The sequence below is a fragment of the Listeria sp. MAN/IMW/UF464 genome (assembly GCF_058683955.1).
Genome location: NZ_JBZWZP010000004.1, coordinates 202,477 through 223,457, shown reverse-complemented (window position 1 = coordinate 223,457; position 20,981 = coordinate 202,477). Strand labels below are relative to the sequence as shown.

Sequence of the window (20,981 nt, the reverse complement as noted above, 5' to 3'; positions counted from 1 at the left end):
GCATATTGTCTGGTAGTTATGGCGAGAAGGTCACACCCGTTCCCATCCCGAACACGGTAGTTAAGCTTCTCTGCGCCAATGGTAGTTGGGGGCTTCCCCCTGCGAGAGTAGGTCGCTGCCGGGCAATTTATTATTCCACAGTAGCTCAGTTGGTAGAGCAATCGGCTGTTAACCGATCGGTCGCAGGTTCGAGTCCTGCCTGTGGAGCCATTTTTTTATTTGAAAGGCTTTGCTGCCGCTTTAGCTCAGTTGGTAGAGCACTTCCATGGTAAGGAAGGGGTCGTCGGTTCAAATCCGACAAGTGGCTTAATATAATATACTTGTACTTAGAATGTTTCGCTAGTATGCGAGGCTTTTTTTATTTGTCTAAAAATGATAAACACCTTATCAGAGTATACATATGCATTATTATTCAATTTGTTTTTATAGAAAATGTTAAGTAATTAAATAAGTATCGAATTCTCTTGGATTTATTATTATTATATTGAGGGAAATATGTATTTTTCGACATAATTAAAAGATTGGTTGTATAAAATATGAATAACAAGCTAATACGTGTAGGATTTTAACAATGAAACAATTATAAAAGTCAATTTGTGTGGAAATAAAACAAAATTTTCTTTATTTTTTAGTAGTCCGTTACAAGAAACAGCCCTTTTCTTTCGTTTTCGGTCATACATCGCATTATTATGATACCTTATATATGTGTAAGAAAATTTTAAAAAGGAGATAACATCATGAGAAAAAAAACTGCGGTAACAATTTTGCTTTTTATTGTACTATTGACAACGATTCTAATGCCAACGAATGCAAATGCCTATACTAAATTAGGTTATTCTTTAAGTAAATCAAATGCTAAGAATTTTAAATTTTATATTAATGGGTCGGCGATGGGTTATAAAAATATAATTATTAATGGAGCAAAATCTTGGAATGCTTCTCCATATTTAAATACGGTAAGTAAGGGACGAGATGCAAACCCTCACTTTATAATTAGTAGTTCAACTATAGACAGAGGGGCAACTGTTGCTGTCTGCGAAACTTGGGCATATAAAGGGTCTAAGTTAGTAGCCAAAAATGAAATAACTACTTTTAAAGCTTTTAGATCTTTATCTGTAGGTGATAAGACTGAAACTATAGCTCACGAATTTGGCCATGGCCTTGGTTTAGGACATGTGAAAACGAAGAATGCAATCATGCTAGATGTTGGTTTTACAAAGAAAATAAAACCACAAAGGGATGATTTAAACGGTATTAAAGCAATATATAAATAAAAAGGAGGATTGAAAAATGAAGAAAAGTATTATAGTTATCATAGGATTACTGAGCATAGTTGGATTGATGGGCTGTACTAATGATAAAAATATAAATGAAAAACAAATAGTAGGAAAAGAAATCGAAAAAGTTGAACAAAAAAGTAGTATAGTTTCTTGTGATGGAAAGTATCTGGATCTTGCAGAAAATATTGAAGAACTAGAAGAAAGTTCTCCTATTATTGTTACTGTAACGAAACGCTCTGAAAAAAAATCTATTACAAAAGAATCAAAAAATAGCAATGTGCCTACAGAATTTTATACTATGAGTGAAGTAGTTATAAATAATATAGAAAAAGATGAAACGAAGACCTTAGAAGAAAATAAAACGATTAAGGTATTAGAAGATAGTGTTGAAAATGTTAAAATCGATGGACAAGAATACGATTTAACGATTGATGGGTATAAAAATATGAAAGAAGACGAAGAATATACGCTATTTATAAGGAAAAGTACATCTGGAGATAATTATGTACTTACAAATGCTATGTTAAGTAAATATCCTGTTGCTGAGTTGAGTGAAAGTGAGCTGTTCCTTGAAAATGAGGAAAACAAGGAAGAAGCGATAGATATGAAAGATACGTATAAGGATATATATAAGGAAGTTCTAAGTGATTATAACTAAAAAAATATATATCTTATGACCCTGGGAATAAAACTGGGGTCTATTTTTATGGAGGCTTTATTACATATCTTGAATAGGTCGTATAAATAGATTATACTAGGGGTATAAATACAAGGACGGATGGGGTGTTTTTTTGAAGGAGAAGAAGCAGCGGATTATTAAGTCAGCTAAAGAGGTGTTTCAAAAGCAAGGGTACTTGAAGACTTCTGTACAAGATATGGTGGATGCGGCTGGGATTTCTAAGGGGACTTTCTATAATTATTTTACTTCGAAAGAGGAGCTGGCCATTGTCATCTTTAAGCAGGAGTATTCTGTATTGCATCAGCGTTTGGAATATACGATGGCGCTAGATGGGACGAAGAAAGATAATTTTACGGAATGCTTGAAAATTATTATTCATTTTTATACGGAAAATGGGGAGATATTGAATATTACTTTTTCGCAAACGATGATTGATGATGACTTTAATGCGTTCTTACAGAATGTCCGACTTAAGAATATGGAATGGGTTAAAAATCAGCTTTTAGAGGTTTATGGAAAGGAAACGGAGCCTTATATTAACGATATTACGATGCTCTTGAGTGGGATGGCGGCGATGTATGTCTTTGCGAGCGGTAGTAAAAATGTCGATTCAGGTTTAATTGAAAGAGCCATTCCGTATGTTGTGAGAAGGCTAGATGCGCTTGTTAAAGATATATTGGAAAGCGGAGAAATTATTTTTACTGAGGCTGATACAGAGAATTTGGTGCCAGATCAAACGATGATCCGTAAGAAGCGTCTTGCTAAGCTACGAGAAGCGCTTGAGGAGCTTAATGTTGGGATTGAGAATGCGGATATTGCTGATTCGGACAAGTGGCAATATAAAGAATCGATGAATGCACTTGTTGGTGAAATTAATAATAATGAGGCGCCGAGAGATTTCATGGTTCAAGGAACGCTTTTATATCTTAAACAGCATGTACCGGCGACTTTAACCAAAGAAGTGAATAAATTAGAAGCGTGCGTGAACGGGCTTTTATAAATTTTAGACTAACTAGTCACTTTTTATTGACTTGTTGGTCTTTTTTTATTATACTTCTATTATTCATCTGGAAATTTCCACATGGGAAGGGGTATTAATTTTGAATAGTACAGCAGTAGAACGGCCCGTTGATGTTAATGGGAAATCTTATAGTAGAAGTTTATTAGTAGTAACAATGATTATTGGGGCATTTGTAGCGATTTTAAATCAGACGTTACTAGCAACGGCGCTTCCAATGATTATGGATGATTTGCATATTACAGCAGCAACAGGGCAATGGTTAACAACAGCTTTCTTGCTGACAAATGGGATTATGATTCCGATTACAGCACTTTTAATTGAAAAAATTAGTTCAAAAACGTTATTTATTACGGCGATGACTGTATTTACAATTGGTACAATTATTTCGTCTGTGGCGGGTTCATTCCCGATTTTACTTACTGGTCGTATTGTTCAAGCGGCTGGTGCGGGTATTATGATGCCTTTACTTCAAACAATATTCTTGCTGATTTTCCCTCGTGAAAAACGTGGGGCAGCGATGGGGCTGATGGGACTTGTTATTGCGTTTGCTCCAGCGATTGGTCCAACGTTATCAGGTTGGATTGTGGATTCATATGATTGGAGAGTATTATTTATTATTTTAATTCCAATTGCGGTTATTGATATTATTTTAGCCTTTTTTGGAATGAAAAAAGTAGTGAAGTTAACTGATACAAAAATTGATTTTCTTTCCATCGTGATGTCTTCTATTGGTTTTGGGGCATTGCTTTACGGATTTAGTTCAGCTGGTAATGATGGCTGGGGAGACGCGACTGTTATTACGACATTAATCATTGGTGTCGTTGTTATTGCGTTATTTGTGTGGCGCCAACTTGTTATTGAAAATCCAATGCTTGAACTGCATGTGTTTAAATATCCAGTATTTTCATTGTCTGTTATTCTTGGTTCAATTGTAACGATGGCAATGATTGGTGCGGAGATTGTATTACCACTTTATATTCAAACGATTCGCGGGGAGTCTGCGCTTCAATCTGGGCTACTATTACTTCCAGGTGCGATTATTATGGGTATAATGAGTCCAATTACAGGGATTATTTTTGATAAAATTGGAGCGAAATGGTTAACGATTACCGGGGTTACAATTTTGACTATCGGTACGATACCATTTATGTTTTTAACAATGGATACGCCGCTTTGGTATATTGTTGTGTTTTATGCCGTGAGATTCTTCGGGATTTCGATGGCGATGATGCCAGTTTCGACTGCGGGGATGAATGCACTTCCTAACCACTTAATTAACCATGGTTCAGCGGTAAATAATACAATTCGTCAAATCGCTGGTTCGATTGGGACTGCGGTACTGATCACTGTGCTAACGAATGTGACGAAAGATAATATGCCTGGTAAAGCGCTTATGGCGACTGATCCAGCTAGTTTTGCTCAAAAAGCACAAGATGCTAGTCTGGACGGAATGCGTGCGGCGTTTATGGTTGCAGCAATCTTTGCGGCTTTAGGCATGATCTTAAGTTTATTCCTTAAAAATAAAAAACAAGAGCCAATCGTCAAAGAATACACCAAATAATATCGAAACAGGGTCAAACATCCAATTTGGATAAATGACCCTGTTTTTTTATACTTTTTTAAGAGAAACTTTCCAGCTGGTGCCTGTTCCTACCGAATATGCGTCTACGAAAGAACCTTGATTGATGCCGAGCCCAAGATTATCAAGTGAGTTTACATAGATGAGTGCTTCACCAATGCGTAAGTCTGCGAATGAGCGGCTGTAGGTAACGAAATTTTTATAAACTACGCGGTCGTGGTGTTTGATTAGAACTTCGATGGAATCGCCGTATTTTGCGCCAAGTTGCAGGAAATCAGTCCGACGAATATTTGTCCAAAGGTTGCCAAATGGGCGGTCGATTATATCAATTGTTCCATAAGCCTGTTCATCTTCTAAATAAGAGTCACTTAGGCTTAACGAAACAATGGATTCAGGTGTGGCTTCAGGACCAATATCTTCAAAACTAATCACACCAGCAGCAAGTCTTGCCGCAGTATAGGCAAAAATATCTCTACCGTGGAATGTATGAGAAGCACCTGACCTTGGAAGGCGATTTTTCTCTTCATCAATCAGACGAACCGCTTTAATCGTTCCGTAATGGGCAATATGTGTTAAAGTTCCGTTGTCTGGTGTAATAATATAATGACCATCCTCTGTTAAAACAACTACACTGCGACGTTTTGAACCAACACCTGGGTCGACAATAGATACAAAAATCGTAGCTTCAGGCCAGTAAGGAACAGTTTGTAAAAGACGATAAGAAGCTTCCCAAATATTAAATTGAGGAATTTGATGCGTTAAATCGTATATTTGTAAATCACTACTAACACTATTAATCACACCATACATAGCACTAACTGCACCATCACTAATACCAAAATCAGATTGTAAAACAAGTAGCTGTTTTGTCATTTTAAACTCCTCCATTTCGGGCAATTTAGGGCAAAATAAAAACTCGCCCTCGTCCAAGAAACTCTTGGAATAAGGGCGAGAAAAATTTCACGCGGTACCACCTTAATTTATTTTCAGCTTACACTGAAAACCTCAAATAAGCATTTATGTAAAATACTTAGGGCGTTTGATAACGGACGCCAAATCCGTTGTAGCTTACTTATTTTCAGCGACAAAGCTCAGAGGCCATTTTCGGACATTGTTTTTTGTTCCTTTTCAGCAGTGGGAACTCTCTTTTTGAAAAAACGGATGTCGTACTTTTCTCATCATAGCTTTGTTATAAAGAATACAGAAAAGTTGGATAAGTGTCAATGAATATAGCATGATTTGTGAGGGAAATCGCATAGTAGTGCTATTTGAGAACGATTATCAACTGTCTTTTTACTGTGATTTTTAAGTAAGAACTGTTATAATATAAGCGAAAATTGTAAACGCTTTCTCTATTTAGGAGGTAATGTGATGGGCGCAAAAGTATCAGTGCGAATTAATGGTGAGGCGCGGGATGTGGTGGAAGGAACGCGAATACTGGACTATTTAAATGCAGAAGGAATACAGCATCCGCATATTTGTTATAGTGAGCAAATCGGTCCTATTCAATCTTGTGACACGTGTATGTGTGAGGTTGACGGGGAGCTCATGCGGGCGTGCAGCACGAATCTTACAGATGGGATGGAAATTAAAACAAATTCAGAACTAGCTAAAGATGCTCAGTTAGAAGCAATGGACCGGATTTTGGAAAATCATTTACTGTATTGTACGGTTTGTGATAATAATAATGGCAATTGCAAAGTACATAATACAACAGAACTGCTTGGCGTGGAAAAACAAGACCGCCCATACCGGGAAAAGGGCTACTTAAATGATTTTTCGCATCCATTTTATCGCTATGATCCGGATCAATGTATTCTTTGCGGGCGCTGTGTGGAGGCTTGTCAACAAGTTCAAGTGAATGAGACACTTTCGATTGATTGGGAGAGAAGTCAGCCGAGGGTTATTTGGGATGATGATCGTCCAGCGAATTTATCATCTTGTGTTTCGTGCGGACTTTGTGCGACAGTATGCCCATGTAACGCTTTAATGGAAAAATCAATGCTTGGTCAAGCTGGCTTTATGACGGGACTTGATGAAGACATGTTAGAACCAATGATTGATATGGTGAAAAAAGTCGAGCCGAATTATCAAACCGTTTTTGCAGTGTCGGAAATGGAAGCGGCGATGCGGGAAACTCGGACGAAAAAAACAAAAACAGTTTGTACATTTTGCGGGGTTGGTTGTACGTTTGAAGTATGGACGAAAGACCGCAAAATATTGAAAGTCGAGCCAACTGGGGAAGGTCCTGTGAACAAATTTGCTACGTGTGTGAAAGGGAAATTTGGTTGGGATTTTGTTAATAGTGAAAAACGGATTACGACACCACTGATTCGCGAAGGAAATGAATTTGTGCCAGCGAGTTGGAAAGATGCTATTCACCTAGTTGCAACCAAACTACGTGAAATTCAAGCTAAATATGGAAATGATTCGCTTGGTTTTATTAGCTCCTCGAAAACGACCAACGAAGAAAATTATTTGATGCAAAAATTAGCGCGCCAAGTCTTTGAGACGAATAATATTGATAATTGTTCGCGTTATTGTCAGGCGCCTGCTTCGGATGGACTCACTCGTACAGTTGGTATTGGCGCGGATTCAGGGACTGTAGAAGATATTGAAAGTGCGGGACTCGTGATTATTGTTGGCGCATCTCCAGCAGATGGCCATCCGGTACTTGCCAGCAGAATTAAACGAGCACAAAAAACACGCGGTCAAAAACTGATTGTTTCAGATTTGCGGAAACACGAAATGGCGGAGCGCTCAGATTTATTTATTCATCCAAAACAAGGAACTGACTTTGTTTGGTTAACAGCTGTCGCTAAATATATTATTGACCAAAATTGGCATGATCGGGTCTTTATGGAAAATCGAATTAGTAATGTGGCAGATTATCTAGAGTTTTTAGAACCATTTACATTAGAATATGCGGAAAAAGAAACGGGACTACCGGTTGAAACGCTCAAATTAGTGGCGGAAATGATTCATGAAGCAGATGGGACAGCGGTTTGTTGGGGAATGGGAGTTACGCAAAATATTGCGGGATCACATACATCGTCAGCTATTGCTAACTTGCTTCTTGTAACTGGAAACTTCGGAAGACACGGTGCGGGCGCTTATCCACTTAGAGGTCATAATAATGTTCAAGGCGCTTGTGATATGGGCTCATTACCAAATGTTTTACCAGGAATTCAGCCACTTGGAAATGATGAAGTTCGCGCTCGTTTTGAAGAAGCTTATGGGGTGTCAATTTCACCAGAACCAGGATTGAAAAATAACGAGATGCTTGATGCAATTGAAGCAGGCACACTTCATTCTATGTATGTCATTGGTGAGGAAATGGCTTGGGTTGACTCTAACTCTAATCACGTGCAAGAAATCCTTTCGAGCCTTGATTTCTTTGTTGTTCAAGATGTATTTCTATCAAAAACGGCTCAATTTGCCGATGTTGTTTTCCCAGCTGCTCCATCACTTGAAAAAGAAGGAACATTTACCAATACAGAGCGCCGTGTACAACGACTTTATGAAGTTTTAGAGCCGCTTGGAGATTCTAAACCAGATTGGTGGATTATTCAAGAAGTGGCAAGAGCATGCGGAAGAACAGACTGGAATTATAACCACCCGAGTGAAATTATGGACGAAATTGCAAGTTTAGCACCATTTTTTGCAGGTGTTCGTTATGATCGGATGCAAGGGTTTAATAGCCTTGTGTGGCCAGTTAGTGCGGACGGGAAGGATATGCCGCTACTTTATGAAGAACGATTTAATTTCCCTGATGGCAAAGCACAGTTTTCGACATTGCCATATATTGCGCCGATTACTTTCCCGGAAGAATTTAATTTAACGCTTAATAATGGCCGTTTATTGGAACAATTCCATGAGGGTAATTTGACGGATAAATCAAAAGGCTTGGATTATAAATTACCGGAAGTATTTGTGGAGGTTTCTCATGAATTAGCTAAAGAACGCGATATTGAAAGTGGTTCGCTCGTTCGTTTAAGTTCGCCGTATGGTCGCATCAAGCTTCGGGCGGTTGTTACTGAGCGGATGAAAGGCAATGAAGTCTATGTACCGATGCATTCAGTGAGTAGCGAAACAGCGGTAAACCTTTTAACTTCAAGTGCTGGGGACGTTCGGACAAAAACACCAGCATACAAACAAACCAAAGTAAATCTAACTGTACTTGAAAAAACTGGGAAAAATCCACTCCCAGATCACAATCCGCGTAACCGTAAAAGATTCCCGCAAAACGGGGCTGAGGTGGAGCGCAAGTGGTCAAGAGAAGATTATCAACCGATTTCTAAAGTGAACTGCGCCTGTGGTGGAAACTGCGGATGTGGGGGGAAAGGGAGGAATCATTGATGGCGGAACCAATTTCAACGATTCGTGATACAAAAAAGACACCAGAAGAACTGGAGCAAGAACGTTTAGCGCAAATGAAAGCTGACATTGCTGAAGAAGATTCTGGTTTTATCGAAATAGTAGAAACGGTAAAATTATTGCAAGAATCTGGAGCGCTAGAAGCTTTAAATAGCGCGATTAAGGCACGGGGGGATATTACGAAAACATTTTTAAATGAATGGCGTAAAGAACCAATGACAAATGCGATAAATAATATGATGATTTCAAGTAAACTGCTAACCGATACAAAACCAGAGCAAACCGAGGAAATGATTTCAAATTTAAAGGATGCAGCGAAAAAAGCAGAAGAAAGTGCAAAAAACGACGAAATCATGGGTATGTTAGCGATTATGAAGGCGCTGAAAGACCCAGATATTAACCGCGCGCTCCGTTACGGCATGACCTTTTTGAAAGAAGTAGGGAAAACATTAAAATAATCATCTGAAACAGCGAGACTTCCTAGTATCGCTGTTTCGGCTTAGAAAGGAGTGGTTTTTGATGGATATTGTATCGCGTCAAAAGATCCGCCGTTTTGAAGCTGGCACTTTTCAAGAAATTGAATCAAGTGTTGCGACCGAGTATCCGCTAACTATCTATGTTAACGACCAAGAACTCGTGACCATCGTTTGCACGCCCGAGCATTTAGAAGATTTAGTCGTAGGTTTTTTAACATCGGAAGGCATTGTTCGCGGACCAGGCGACATTGATTCTGTGGATATTATTGAAGCGACTGGTCATGCCAAAGTTAGCGCCAACTTTGTGAACAAATTCAATGCCAAATACCGCGGCAAACGTTATATTACCTCATGTTGCGGCAAGTCGCGGGAAAATTTCTACTTTCAGTCAGATGCCTCACTCGTCAACGTGAAGCAAAACTCAAATCTGAAACTCACAACAGACAGGATTTTCCGCCTAATGGAAAAATTTGAGCAAAATTCCGCAACGTTTCACCAAACAGGCGGGGTTCATAATGCGGCGCTATGCAGTTCGGCGGATATTATTTATAGCCGGATGGACATTGGACGTCATAATGCACTTGATAAAATATATGGTCGCGCTTTAAAAGATGGGACAGCTACAGATGATAAAGCGATTATTTTTAGCGGGCGAATCTCCTCAGAAATCCTCGTTAAGACAGCTAAATTAGGATGCGGAATAATTTTATCTCGCTCTGCACCTACTGAACTGGCGATTAATATGGCAGAAGAATTGAACATTACGACAGTTGGCTTCATCCGCGGGGACAGGTTAAATGTCTATTCTGGATTTGAACGAATCACTTAAGTTTGATATGATGCAGTAAAATAGGACGGTAAGGTGAATAGAGAAAATGAAACAAATTTTAGTAGTAGATGATGACCGGCACATTCTTAAACTTGTAGGGCACTATCTCCGGGCAGAAGGTTTTCATGTGTTAGAAGCTAGTGATGGCGTAGAAGGAGAAAAGATAGTGGAAACGGAGCAGGTTCATTTGGCAGTGATTGATGTGATGATGCCCAACATGGATGGCTTTGAACTATGCAAAAAACTGCGCATAAGCTATCCTGATATCCCCGTTATTATGCTGACAGCCAAAGATGCACTTGCGGATAAATCGCGCGGTTTTGAAGTGGGGACGGATGACTATGTCACTAAACCCTTTGAACCCGAGGAGTTGATTTTTCGAATACGGGCTTTACTTAGACGTTCCAATCAGGCTAGTGAAGCGAAAATTACTATCGGAAATATCACCATCGACCAAAAAAGTTACGGCATAAAAATTGGCAACCAAGAACGGATGATTCCTGTAAAAGAATTTGAACTGTTATATCAATTAGCGAGCTATCCCGGTCGGATTTTTACTCGGGAAGAATTAATTGAACGGATTTGGCAACGCGATTACGACGGCAGTGACCGAACAGTAGATGTACATATTAAACGTTTGCGCGACCATTTTGATGAGGAAAAGGACGGGATTCGGATTGTCACGGTTCGCGGTGTTGGCTATAAATTGGAGGAAACAACATGAAGTCATTATATAGTCGAATAGTTGTGACGATGCTAGTTGTCATTCTTTCCAGTAGCCTGCTCGGTTTTTTCTTTGCGAACATTTATTACCAGATAAAATTAAAACCTTTTAATGATGAAAAAACGGCTAAGATAGCGCAGGAAGTCCAACAATTTTATCAATCGAATGGGGTGATTTCTCTAAAAGATTACTTGGAAAATGTAGGCGAACTTGGCTATGAACTGTATCTGACGGATGGCAAAGATCAATCGAGTTATTTCGGTGGTGCGTTTCGAAAAAAAGATTTACCTAACAAAACAGTTCAACAAGTGTTAGCGGGCGAGACTTATCACGGGATTGATACGTTTGATACGGGCATTTTTATCACAGGATTTTTTGATAATGATGTCAGGAATACAATTGGTGTTCCAGTTAAGGCGGACGGGGAGCAACTGGCGCTTTTTATACGTCAAGATCCGGAACAGCAATTCGGTGAACTTAGAATCTTTTTCGCGATGATACTTGTTTTCACATCTATTATTAGTATCTTATTTGTGCTTATTAGTGGCCGATACATAGTGAAACCAGTTGTGAAGCTTACGAATGCTACGAAAAAAATCCGGAGAGGAAATTACGATGTGGCGCTCGAAGTCCGGCGTAAAGACGAGATTGGTCAGCTGGCGGACTCGTTTGCCAAAATGGCGAGCGAACTCGAAAAATCTGAAGCTGCCCGTCAGGAATTTGTCGCAAATGTTTCTCATGAACTACAATCACCACTTACATCGATGCAAGGTTTCGCCAGACTTTTAGGTTCAGGAACACTAACCGAAAAAGAACAAAAAGAATATTTAACTGTTTTATCCGAGGAGACGACACGCCTTTCTTCTTTAACGAAACAGTTACTTACACTTGCTTCACTTGACCAAGAATCTGAGTTACGGAAAAAAGAACCAGTGCAATTAGCAGAACAGTGGCGCCAACTAATCCAAATGACTGAATGGAGTTGGCGAGAGAAAGAACTAACAATAAATCTAGAGTTAGCTGATATAAACTATTCTGGAGATGCCGAATTACTTTATCAAGTCTGGTCTAATTTATTAAACAATGCAATTAAATATACACCACAGGGCGGGGATATTCAGGTGCGCCTTTATGAAGAAACGACCAATGTTTTTGTTGAAGTCTGGAATAGTGGCGCTGGCATCAGCAAAGAAGATATGGCGAAGATTTTCGACCGTTTTTATAAAGCAAGTCAAAGTCGCACCCGAGAAGAAGGTTCAAGCGGCTTAGGCTTATCCATTTGCAAAAAAATAATTACGTTACATCATGGTGAAATCACTGTTGAAAGTAATACTGAAAAAGGCACCACATTTATTGTTAGACTACCTAAAAACTAAATTTGTAAAATCCGATTCACATTCCGTTTACAAAACTTCTTTAAACTAAGTATATGATCTTAGAAGGAGTTGAACGGAATGTTTTTGGCATTAAGAGAATTAAAACACTCAAAACTACGCTATATTTTAATCGGATTAATTATGGTATTAATTGCTTGGCTCGTTTTGTTTGTTACAGGACTAGCGAATGGACTCGCAAATGATAACGGAGCAGCGATTTCATCAAATAAAGCAACTTATTATGTACTGCAAAAAGACTCAGATAATCGCTTAACGAGGTCCAATTTAACCGCAGCTGAAACAGAAAGCGTAGCAAAGCAACTTAAAAAATCAGAAAGCACCAACTTAGGTGTACAGATGGGAACAATCACACCACCCAATAAAGACAAAAAAACAGACATTACTTATTTCGGTATAGATAAAACGGGCTTTATGAAACCGACCATCTCAGAAGGAACAGAGCCAGAGAAAACAAAAGAAGTTGTAGCTGATATTTCTTTAAAAGAGTCTGGTTATAAATTAGGCAGCAAACTCAAAGACAGCGCAACAGGAGAAACGTTCACTATTACTGCTTTCACCAAAAATAACACATTTAGCCATTCCCCGGTTATTTTCGTTGATTGGGATGCTTGGAAATTAGTTCACCAAACAAATCAAGCCGCAGAAGGAGAATATAACGCTGTAGCACTAAATGTCTCTCGGGATACTGCTAAAAATCTATCAATCGGCTCGATGGAATTGTCCTCAAGTAAAGAAGTACTCCAAGGCATTCCGGGTTATTCAGAAGAACAAGGTTCGCTACTGATGATGATTGCCTTTTTATTCGTTATCGCTGCATTTGTTCTAGCTGCTTTCTTTTATGTCATTACGATTCAAAAAATCAATCAATTTGGTATTTTAAAAGCAGTTGGCGCACGAACAGCCTATTTAGGTCGGAGCATCGTTACCCAAGTTGTTTTCTTATCAGTCGTCAGCTTATTGATTGGAAATGGCCTAACATTTGGACTGGCGGCAATTTTGCCAGCTAGCATGCCGTTTACACTTAGTCCAATACTTGCAATCGGTTGTTCCGCATTATTCCTAGTTGTAGCAGTCATCGGATCAATGTTATCACTCTATCGTGTAGCCAAAGTGGACGCGTTAGAAGCAATTGGGAGGGCAAACTAATGACTTTAATGATGAAAAATATTTCTAAAAATTATCAAGATGGCGAGCAAGTCATCGAAGTATTGAAAAATGTTTCTTTAGAAGTAGCGCAAGGAGAATTTGTTGCAATCGTCGGCCCATCTGGCGCAGGGAAAAGTACATTTTTATCCATTGCAGGAGCTTTATTATCACCGACAGAAGGCGAAATTGCCATTGGTGGAACGACATTAAATAACATGTCTGAAAAAGCATTAACGAAGGTGCGACTCGACAAAGTTGGCTTTATTTTCCAAGGTGCCAACTTAATTCCTTACCTAAATGTTCGCGACCAACTACTCGTCATTGCGGAATTATCCGGTGAAAAAGGTAGCGCTGCGAAAGAAAGAGCAGATAAATTGCTTCAAGAATTAGGCTTAACCGCGCGCCAAAACAATTATCCAGAAAGCTTATCCGGCGGCGAAAAACAACGTGTTGCTATTGCTAGAGCGCTGATGAACGACCCCGATATTATTTTAGCAGACGAACCAACAGCTAGTTTAGATGCAAATCGCGGGCACAAGGTAGTTCAAATGATTGCAGATGAAGTAAAACGGAAAAATAAAGCTGCCATCATGGTTACACATGACGAACGAGTGTTAGATTTAGTCGATCGTGTAATTCGAATTGAAGATGGCTATTTAAAAGCAGAATAAAAATTTGGTCCTCTTGTGGGGGCCAAATTTTTTTAGTTATTTATAGAAATCCTAGCTTAGAAACAGGCTATAAAATGTAAGAGTACTAGCAAAAAGTCTTGAAATAGTACACGAAAATAACCGATTTTGCACTATTTGCTTAAAAATAGCTTATTTCGTCACTGAACCGTCACAAAAAACATAGCAATAAGTCTGTTTTTAGTATTCTTTAACAACGTCCTTCAAGATATAATCTTAAAGTGAATAAATAATTGGACGCCTTTAACGAAAATACAGGTGCTATTTAATTATGAACAATGAAATAAAATTAATTATAAATCTAATTTTGCAACCTAGATGAGGAGGATCATATGAAAAGAAAAATATGTTTACTAATTGCAGTAGGAGTAATCCTTTTACAATTAAACGCAGACCCATTTGCTATATGGGCTTCAGAAAATAATGGAAACAACGTAAATGCGGCAGAAACAGAGACGACAAAATACAAATTGATATTATCAACCCCTAAACGTGATAATTTAATGGGAGAATATGAAGCAGACGAAGTAATTAAATCTGCCCCAGCAAATCCAGTTATTGAAGGGTATAAGTTTTGGGGATGGTATGAAGAACCAAATGGTTACGGAATAAGATGGTATTTTCAGGATAATAAAATGCCGGCTCATGATGTAACTTTATACGCATACTTTACAATAGAGACCTACACAGCTACATTAATCTCTGAAGAAAGAACAGCTACCCAACCAGTTGTTTATCAAAAGAAAATTAATGAACCTACAAAACCAGTAAAAGATGGTTATACATTTATTGGGTGGTATGATGCAGAAACAGGCGGTAAAAAATGGGATTTTGCTAACGATTTAATGCCGGGGAAAAACATCACATTATATGCTCAATTTGCTTCTAAAACATATCCTATGACCTTTGATAATGGCGGGGTAACAACGACAGAAACAGTGGACTATGATGGTCTTGCAGAAGAACCAACAACGCCAACGAAAGCTGGTTACACATTTGATGGTTGGTATGACGCAGAAACAGGCGGTAAAAAGTGGAATTTTGCTCAAGATAAGATGCCTGCAAATCCAGTAACTTTATATGCCCGTTTTACAATGAATAATTACACTGCGACTTTTAATAATGATGGAACAACGACAACGCAAACAGTCGATTATCAAGAAGCGCTAACAGAACCAACTGAACCGACAAAAGATGGTTATACGTTTGAAGGTTGGTACGACGCACAAACTGGCGGAAACAAATGGAATTTCGCGACGAATAAAATGCCGGGGAACAACATCACACTATATGCTCGTTATAGCGCTAAATCTTATACAACAACATTTGACAAAGAAGGAACAACAACGACACAAACAGCTAATTATGATAGTCTTTTGACAGAACCAACAGCGCCAACAAAAGAGGGTTACACATTTGATGGTTGGTATGATGCGGAGACGGACGGAAACAAATGGAATTTTGCAACTGACAAAATGCCTGCCAAGAACATCACACTGTACGCTCGTTTCACAGTCAAATCCTATACAGCGACATTTGATAAAGACGGAACGACAACGACACAAACAGCTAATTATGATAGTCTTCTGACAGAACCGACAGCGCCAACAAAAGAGGGTTACACATTTGATGGTTGGTATGATGCGGAGACAGGCGGAAACAAATGGAATTTTGCAACCAAAAAAATGCCTGCCAAGAACGTCACACTGTACGCTCGTTTTACAGTCAAATCATATACAGCAACATTTGACAAAGACGGAACGACAACGACACAAACAGTCAATTATGATAGCCTGATTCAAGCACCGACAGAGCCAACAAAAGCCGGTTATATATTTACTGGTTGGTATGATGCCGAAACAGGTGGAAACAAATGGGATTTCGCAGCGAAAAAAATGCCAGCGAAAAACGTCACATTATATGCCCGTTTTAGTGCAAATGCTTATACAGCAACATTTGATAAAGACGGAACAACAACGACACAAGCTGTTGATTACGACAGTCTAATTACAGAACCAACAGCGCCAACAAAAGACGGCTACACATTTGATGGCTGGTATGATGCCGAAACAGGTGGAAACAAATGGGACTTTGCAGCAAAAAAAATGCCAGCGAAAAACATCACATTATATGCCCGTTTTAGCACAAATGCTTATACAGCAACATTTGATAAAGACGGAACAACAACGACACAAGCCGTTGATTACGACAGTCTGATTACGGAACCAACAGCACCGACTAAAGACGGCTACACATTTGATGGTTGGTATGATGCCGAAACAGGCGGAAACAAATGGGATTTTGCAGCGAAAAAAATGCCAGCGAAAAACGTTACATTATATGCCCGTTTTAGCACAAATGCTTATACAGCAACATTTGATAAAGACGGAACAACAACGACACAAGCTGTTGATTACGACAGTCTGCTTACAGAACCGACAGCGCCAACAAAAGAAGGCCACACATTTGATGGTTGGTATGATGCGGAAACAGGTGGAAACAAATGGGACTTTGCAGCAAATAAAATGCCAGCAAAAGACGTTACGCTATATGCCCGTTTTACCGTTAAATCATATACTGCCACACTTAATGGTGAAGAAGTTACAACACAAACAGTTGACTACCAAGGATTACTACAAGAACCGCCAGCACTTACAAAAGCTGGTTATACATTTGATGGTTGGTATGATGCCGAAACAGGTGGTAATAAATGGGATTTTGCTACAAACAAAATGCCTGCTAATGATTTAGCCTTATATGCGCGCTTTACCCAAAATCCAGTAGTTCCGGTAGACCCGGTAAATCCAGTAAACCCGGTAAATCCGATAAACCCAGTAAACCCAGTAAATCCGATTCAACCAGCAGATCCAGCACATCAAGACGATCTAATGGATGACATCTTACCGGCAACTGAGAACACAAACATTACTGCTACGATAAAACCAGCTAATGACCCTGTTAAGAAAACAAAACAAAGTAAAGAATTACCAAAAACAGGCGACCAAGAAAATATCCTTTATTTATTAATAGGATTATTACTAATCGCTGGAACGTTTGGCTTTTTCAAAAAAATGTCTCATAAATAAAAATTGAAAGCCGCGTATGAAGCATGATGTTCATATGCGGCTTTCTTTCTCTTTTACTAGTTAAATTAGTCTCTGTAGGGAATTGTCGGGAAAACTAGTTTGGCACCAAATGTGTTCGTGCCCCTGGAAAGTTTCTAATTCTTGTAAAATGCTTCGCTTACAAAAAAAGATGGCCTCTATGAAAATAGAGCCCATCTTTTTTGATAAAATCATTTTTAAATTTTAGTGAGTACATCCACTTCGGTCGGGAATGCTAAAAATGCAGGAATTTCCCGTTTAAATCGTTTATAGTGCTCTGTTGAATTATGGAATTGAATAGCAGCTTCATCTGCCCATTTTTCTAAGAGATAGAAGGTAGATGCGTTTTTTACAGAACGAACTAATTCATAGCCATGGTTTCCGGCTTCTGAGAGCGAATTTTGGATGACTAGCTCCACTTCTTTTAAAAATGATTCTATAAAGTCTGGTTTCACTTGGATTTTCGCTTCTATGTGTATCAACTGCTATACCTCCTATTTGTAATCTAATTGGATAACTGTTTCATCTGTTTTGAATTTTTCTAAAAACCAATATGTTTTCTCGATGCTCTTAGGTGTTTCGTGTAATGTTTGGTGAACCGCGTCTTCTCCAACTTGAATATCTTCTATATAAGCTTTGGCACTTCCTGGCATAAAGAGCCTGGTTGCGAGTGAACTAATCGTTGGGACAATCCCGTCTGTTGGGTTGTCTTCGCTTAATTCACCTGCAATTGCAAGTACTTCTAAATCAGGACTTACCTCTGTTTGATTTTTAATAAAATAATCCATTTGAGGAGTACTATTTGGCAATTTTTTAAATGATAGATCCATTCCGTTATCGTTTGGGTCTAAGTCATTAAATGGTGAACCAATTGCTACTAACTTACGCAAAGTAGGTACGGTTTTATCTCCCGCGTAATCTTCCGCGTAATAAGTTAGTGCCAAACCTCCATTGGAATGCCCTACACCGTCCATTTGTGTAAAGCCATATCGTGATTTTAAATCTTCCATCGCGATTTTTAACCATTTGGACCAATCGTCAGGGGTTGCTTGATTTTGCTCGAAGCCGAATTTTATAATTGGGCGTTTGGCATCTTTTGTAAGCTTACCTTCGAACTTGATTTTTCCTTCTGAATTAACAGTCATAGTCAATGCTTCATTAGAACTTCTATATTCGTTCATTAGTTGGTCTGCCATTTTATCAAGAGAACTTGCATTACCGCCGCTCCCATGAATTAAAATAATTGGTATTTGATCTTTCAAATCTACTTTAGGAGGCTCGTAATTATCTGCCTCATCGCTATTTTGGCATGCAGCAAGAATTAGCGTACCAAAAAGCAAAATCATGATTGTAATAAAATATTTCTTCACTAAGTATCTTCCTCCATTCCAAATTATTATACCAAAAATCGACGTGACAATCATGTGAAACTCGTCTATAATCAAAATACATACTAACGGAATTATAGAAAGGTGCGAAAACTATTGGCAAATGTAGCGATTGATACAGTTATTACAGACATGGACGGAACATTACTCGTAAAAAAAGGAGATCAAATTCATCCCCTAAATAAAGAAGTTTTAATAAATTGGCAAGCAGACGGAAAAAAACTTTTCCTTGCGACAGGTCGACTAGACTTAGCTATTTTGCCATTTATCCATGAACTCAATATTAAAACACCTGTTATTTCTTGTAATGGTGGATTAGTACGTGATTTTACGACTGGAGAAATTTTATATAAAAGTAATATTGAGTTAGACCTAGTGCATACTGTATTAGAAACGCTTGAACCATTAGGTGTTAACTACCATATTTATACAACAGAACGAATTATTGGACCAACAAATACTGGCAAAATCGCTTTCTTCAATGAGCTAAATAAAACTTTACCAGAAAACGAGCAGGTTCCAATTACTTTAACAACAGATCCTTTCAGTGTGCTCCGCGAAGGTGAGTTCCCGCTAAAAGTTCTCGTAATTGAGTCTGACTTAGAAAAACGAGCAGAAATCAAAGCAGCTCTGCAAGGTTTACCGCTATCTGTCCTAGCTTCTGCATCTAATTTAATTGATATTATGAATGAAGGTATTGATAAAGCAAAAGGCCTTACATACCTAGCAGATAATGGTTACATTAATTTAAATTCAACTATCGCTTTTGGTGATAATGAAAATGATGTTGGCATGATTGAACTAGCAGAGATTGGCGTAGCTATGGAAAACGGTATTCCGCTTGCTTTAGAAAAAGCTGATAAAATTGCAAAACATCATGATATTGGTGGATTAGGCTTATTTATGCAAGAAGAAATTTTATAAAATATGTGTGAAACTTCCACTTAAATCAAGAGTGGAAGTTTTTTCTTTGAAGAAAGCTTGCGTTAAAAATGTATATATGCTAACATATGCATATAAAGAAATTAGGTCTTTACAGAGGGGAAGTAATCATATGGCACATAATCACGATCATGCACATGGTCACAACCATAACCATACGCATAATGCCAACAAAAAATCATTATTTATTAGTTTTATCCTAATCGCTACTTTTATGATAGTTGAAGTTATTGGTGGAATTATGACCAATAGTTTGGCACTGCTTTCTGATGCTGGACATATGCTTTCTGATGCTGTGGCATTAGGTTTAAGTTTGGCTGCATTTAAGTTCGGTGAAAAAGCAGCAAGTTCTGATAAAACCTATGGCTATAAACGCTTTGAAATTTTAGCAGCATTTCTAAATGGATTGACGCTCGTTGGGATTTCTGTTTTTATTTTCTATGAAGCAATTGGACGTTTCTTTGATCCACCACAAGTAATTGGAGCAGGAATGATGACTATTTCTGTCATTGGATTGCTTATTAATATTTTAGTTGCTTGGATTTTAATGAAAGGTGATACGAGCGAAAACTTGAACATGCGTAGTGCTTTCTTGCATGTGCTAGGTGACTTGCTTGGATCTGTTGGTGCTATCACTGCTGCACTACTCATTATTTTCTTCGGCTGGAATATCGCTGACCCAATCGCTAGTGTTATCGTTGCAGCGCTAATTTTAGTTAGTGGCTGGCGCGTGTTAAAAGACGCTATCCATATTTTGATGGAAGGGAAACCTGCGAATGTTGATACAGAAGAAATCAAAACTTTCTTCCAAGAACAAGATGGCGTGACTGAAGTGCATGATTTACATGTATGGGCGATTACTTCTGATTTTAACGCTCTTACAGCTCATTTAACCGTAGCTGAAGACGCAGACCGAGATAAAATTTTAATTGATATTGAGCATTATTTACAAGAAAACTTCTCGCTAGAACATAGTACGATTCAATTAGAAGGAAGTCATGCTCACCATCATCACTGCAATTAATACAACTTCATGATATGATTACTATATCAATTAGAGGAGTTGGTTTAGATGGAAGAACAAGTTGATTTAGGTCATTTTTTGAAAAAAACTTTTATCGCTGTAGTTGCCGTAACCTTAGTATTTATCGGGGTTCTAGCAATGTTCACAATCATCGGTGTTATTATCGCTATCCCACTACTAAAAAAAGCTGGCAGAATGCTTCTTACTAAAAAAGAAGATAGCGACCATACTCATTCACACGGCGGCAAATTAAAAATAAAATGCCCAGCTTGTAATGCAAAAATGAAATTCAAAGATAGCGAAATACTCGACGAAAAATAACTTTT

General features: G+C 38.4%; 18 protein-coding genes, 2 tRNA genes, 1 rRNA gene, 4 pseudogenes and 1 other annotated feature. Of the genes and pseudogenes, 22 read left to right on the top strand and 3 right to left on the bottom strand.

Annotated elements, in window-relative coordinates; genetic code table 11:
- The first annotated feature begins 8 nt into the window (after positions 1–8).
- From rrf to mdrT, 7 genes are all read left to right on the top strand, one after another.
- Positions 9–124 (top strand): 5S ribosomal RNA (rrf, locus tag AC4PG0_RS13700).
- 10 nt (positions 125–134) lie between these two features.
- A tRNA-Asn gene (locus tag AC4PG0_RS13695) sits at positions 135–210 on the top strand.
- A 24-nt stretch (positions 211–234) separates the two neighbouring features.
- Positions 235–307: transfer RNA gene (locus tag AC4PG0_RS13690), tRNA-Thr, on the top strand.
- 430 nt (positions 308–737) lie between these two features.
- Positions 738–1,274, top strand: a complete 537-nt coding sequence (locus tag AC4PG0_RS13685) for a matrixin family metalloprotease (RefSeq protein ID WP_010991362.1) — start codon at positions 738–740, stop codon at positions 1,272–1,274.
- A 16-nt stretch (positions 1,275–1,290) separates the two neighbouring features.
- A complete protein-coding gene (locus AC4PG0_RS13680) occupies positions 1,291–1,938 on the top strand; it encodes a hypothetical protein (protein WP_409353823.1) in 648 nt (215 codons plus the stop codon).
- Positions 1,939–2,071: 133 nt separating this feature from the next.
- Complete coding sequence (gene brtA / locus AC4PG0_RS13675) at positions 2,072–2,959, top strand: bile-regulated transcriptional regulator BrtA (protein WP_003769200.1); 888 nt, start codon at positions 2,072–2,074, stop codon at positions 2,957–2,959.
- A gap of 100 nt (positions 2,960–3,059) precedes the next feature.
- A complete protein-coding gene (gene mdrT, locus AC4PG0_RS13670; RefSeq protein WP_010991359.1) occupies positions 3,060–4,541 on the top strand; it encodes a cholic acid efflux MFS transporter MdrT in 1,482 nt (493 codons plus the stop codon).
- A gap of 48 nt (positions 4,542–4,589) precedes the next feature.
- Here the strand turns inward: mdrT and AC4PG0_RS13665 are convergent, their stop codons facing one another.
- The gene (locus AC4PG0_RS13665; protein ID WP_010991358.1) at positions 4,590–5,432 is read right to left on the bottom strand and encodes an SAM hydrolase/SAM-dependent halogenase family protein; all 843 of its coding nucleotides are present in this window, start codon (positions 5,430–5,432) and stop codon (positions 4,590–4,592) included.
- 68 nt (positions 5,433–5,500) lie between these two features.
- Positions 5,501–5,750: a binding site (T-box leader), on the bottom strand.
- A gap of 180 nt (positions 5,751–5,930) precedes the next feature.
- Between AC4PG0_RS13665 and fdhF the strand changes: the two genes are divergently transcribed.
- From fdhF to AC4PG0_RS13605, 12 genes and pseudogenes are all read left to right on the top strand, one after another.
- Positions 5,931–8,918, top strand: coding sequence for a formate dehydrogenase subunit alpha (fdhF, locus tag AC4PG0_RS13660; RefSeq protein WP_492167782.1), 2,988 nt, complete (start codon positions 5,931–5,933; stop codon positions 8,916–8,918).
- Entirely contained in the window at positions 8,918–9,394 is a 477-nt protein-coding gene (locus AC4PG0_RS13655; protein ID WP_492167781.1) for a helical membrane plugin domain-containing protein, read from the top strand. The genes fdhF and AC4PG0_RS13655 overlap by 1 nt, the downstream gene beginning before the upstream one ends.
- Before the next feature lie 61 nt (positions 9,395–9,455).
- Entirely contained in the window at positions 9,456–10,241 is a 786-nt protein-coding gene (fdhD, locus tag AC4PG0_RS13650) for a formate dehydrogenase accessory sulfurtransferase FdhD (RefSeq protein ID WP_112120020.1), read from the top strand.
- A 46-nt stretch (positions 10,242–10,287) separates the two neighbouring features.
- The gene (locus AC4PG0_RS13645; RefSeq protein ID WP_003768425.1) at positions 10,288–10,965 is read left to right on the top strand and encodes a response regulator transcription factor; all 678 of its coding nucleotides are present in this window, start codon (positions 10,288–10,290) and stop codon (positions 10,963–10,965) included.
- Entirely contained in the window at positions 10,962–12,341 is a 1,380-nt protein-coding gene (locus tag AC4PG0_RS13640; protein ID WP_492167780.1) for a sensor histidine kinase, read from the top strand. The genes AC4PG0_RS13645 and AC4PG0_RS13640 overlap by 4 nt, the downstream gene beginning before the upstream one ends.
- A 78-nt stretch (positions 12,342–12,419) precedes the next feature.
- Positions 12,420–13,508, top strand: coding sequence for an ABC transporter permease (locus AC4PG0_RS13635; RefSeq protein WP_010991354.1), 1,089 nt, complete (start codon positions 12,420–12,422; stop codon positions 13,506–13,508).
- A complete protein-coding gene (locus tag AC4PG0_RS13630) occupies positions 13,508–14,179 on the top strand; it encodes an ABC transporter ATP-binding protein (protein WP_045554262.1) in 672 nt (223 codons plus the stop codon). Before AC4PG0_RS13635 ends, AC4PG0_RS13630 begins: the two co-directional genes overlap by 1 nt.
- A gap of 350 nt (positions 14,180–14,529) precedes the next feature.
- Positions 14,530–14,850: pseudogene (locus AC4PG0_RS13625) on the top strand (InlB B-repeat-containing protein); the annotation flags it as partial.
- Positions 14,833–15,078 (top strand): annotated as a pseudogene (locus tag AC4PG0_RS13620) (InlB B-repeat-containing protein); the annotation flags it as partial. The pseudogenes AC4PG0_RS13625 and AC4PG0_RS13620, both read left to right, overlap by 18 nt.
- Positions 15,058–16,125 (top strand): annotated as a pseudogene (locus AC4PG0_RS13615) (InlB B-repeat-containing protein); the annotation flags it as partial. The pseudogenes AC4PG0_RS13620 and AC4PG0_RS13615, both read left to right, overlap by 21 nt.
- A gap of 27 nt (positions 16,126–16,152) precedes the next feature.
- A pseudogene (locus tag AC4PG0_RS13610) lies at positions 16,153–16,962 on the top strand (InlB B-repeat-containing protein); the annotation flags it as partial.
- Positions 16,963–17,085: 123 nt separating this feature from the next.
- Positions 17,086–17,283 (top strand): LPXTG cell wall anchor domain-containing protein, encoded by a 198-nt coding sequence (locus tag AC4PG0_RS13605; protein ID WP_231849124.1) that lies wholly within the window; start codon positions 17,086–17,088, stop codon positions 17,281–17,283.
- A 215-nt stretch (positions 17,284–17,498) separates the two neighbouring features.
- Here AC4PG0_RS13605 and AC4PG0_RS13600 read toward each other — a convergent pair whose 3' ends face one another.
- Together AC4PG0_RS13600 and AC4PG0_RS13595 are read right to left on the bottom strand one after the other, a co-directional pair.
- A complete protein-coding gene (locus AC4PG0_RS13600) occupies positions 17,499–17,783 on the bottom strand; it encodes a putative quinol monooxygenase (protein ID WP_010991351.1) in 285 nt (94 codons plus the stop codon).
- Positions 17,784–17,795: 12 nt separating this feature from the next.
- Positions 17,796–18,671, bottom strand: a complete 876-nt coding sequence (locus AC4PG0_RS13595; protein ID WP_010991350.1) for an alpha/beta hydrolase — start codon at positions 18,669–18,671, stop codon at positions 17,796–17,798.
- A 114-nt stretch (positions 18,672–18,785) separates the two neighbouring features.
- On the opposite strand from AC4PG0_RS13595, the gene AC4PG0_RS13590 reads away from it, so the two are divergent.
- From AC4PG0_RS13590 to AC4PG0_RS13580, 3 genes are all read left to right on the top strand, one after another.
- Positions 18,786–19,613 (top strand): Cof-type HAD-IIB family hydrolase, encoded by an 828-nt coding sequence (locus tag AC4PG0_RS13590; RefSeq protein WP_033533662.1) that lies wholly within the window; start codon positions 18,786–18,788, stop codon positions 19,611–19,613.
- 130 nt (positions 19,614–19,743) lie between these two features.
- Positions 19,744–20,655 carry a cation diffusion facilitator family transporter gene (locus tag AC4PG0_RS13585; protein WP_492167779.1) on the top strand — a complete coding sequence of 304 codons (912 nt, stop codon included), beginning with the start codon at positions 19,744–19,746 and terminating at the stop codon, positions 20,653–20,655.
- Between the two features lie 48 nt (positions 20,656–20,703).
- Positions 20,704–20,976 (top strand): hypothetical protein, encoded by a 273-nt coding sequence (locus tag AC4PG0_RS13580; RefSeq protein WP_003772239.1) that lies wholly within the window; start codon positions 20,704–20,706, stop codon positions 20,974–20,976.
- Positions 20,977–20,981 lie beyond the last annotated feature (5 nt).

Coding starts and splice junctions, on each gene's coding strand:
- AC4PG0_RS13685 (WP_010991362.1), top strand. CDS start 738: ATGAGAAAAAAAACTGCGGTAACAATTTTGCTTTTTATTGTACTATTG.
- AC4PG0_RS13680 (WP_409353823.1), top strand. CDS start 1,291: ATGAAGAAAAGTATTATAGTTATCATAGGATTACTGAGCATAGTTGGA.
- AC4PG0_RS13665 (WP_010991358.1), bottom strand. CDS start 5,432: ATGACAAAACAGCTACTTGTTTTACAATCTGATTTTGGTATTAGTGAT.
- fdhF (WP_492167782.1), top strand. CDS start 5,931: ATGGGCGCAAAAGTATCAGTGCGAATTAATGGTGAGGCGCGGGATGTG.
- AC4PG0_RS13655 (WP_492167781.1), top strand. CDS start 8,918: ATGGCGGAACCAATTTCAACGATTCGTGATACAAAAAAGACACCAGAA.
- fdhD (WP_112120020.1), top strand. CDS start 9,456: ATGGATATTGTATCGCGTCAAAAGATCCGCCGTTTTGAAGCTGGCACT.
- AC4PG0_RS13645 (WP_003768425.1), top strand. CDS start 10,288: ATGAAACAAATTTTAGTAGTAGATGATGACCGGCACATTCTTAAACTT.
- AC4PG0_RS13640 (WP_492167780.1), top strand. CDS start 10,962: ATGAAGTCATTATATAGTCGAATAGTTGTGACGATGCTAGTTGTCATT.
- AC4PG0_RS13635 (WP_010991354.1), top strand. CDS start 12,420: ATGTTTTTGGCATTAAGAGAATTAAAACACTCAAAACTACGCTATATT.
- AC4PG0_RS13630 (WP_045554262.1), top strand. CDS start 13,508: ATGACTTTAATGATGAAAAATATTTCTAAAAATTATCAAGATGGCGAG.
- AC4PG0_RS13605 (WP_231849124.1), top strand. CDS start 17,086: ATGGATGACATCTTACCGGCAACTGAGAACACAAACATTACTGCTACG.
- AC4PG0_RS13585 (WP_492167779.1), top strand. CDS start 19,744: ATGGCACATAATCACGATCATGCACATGGTCACAACCATAACCATACG.
- AC4PG0_RS13580 (WP_003772239.1), top strand. CDS start 20,704: ATGGAAGAACAAGTTGATTTAGGTCATTTTTTGAAAAAAACTTTTATC.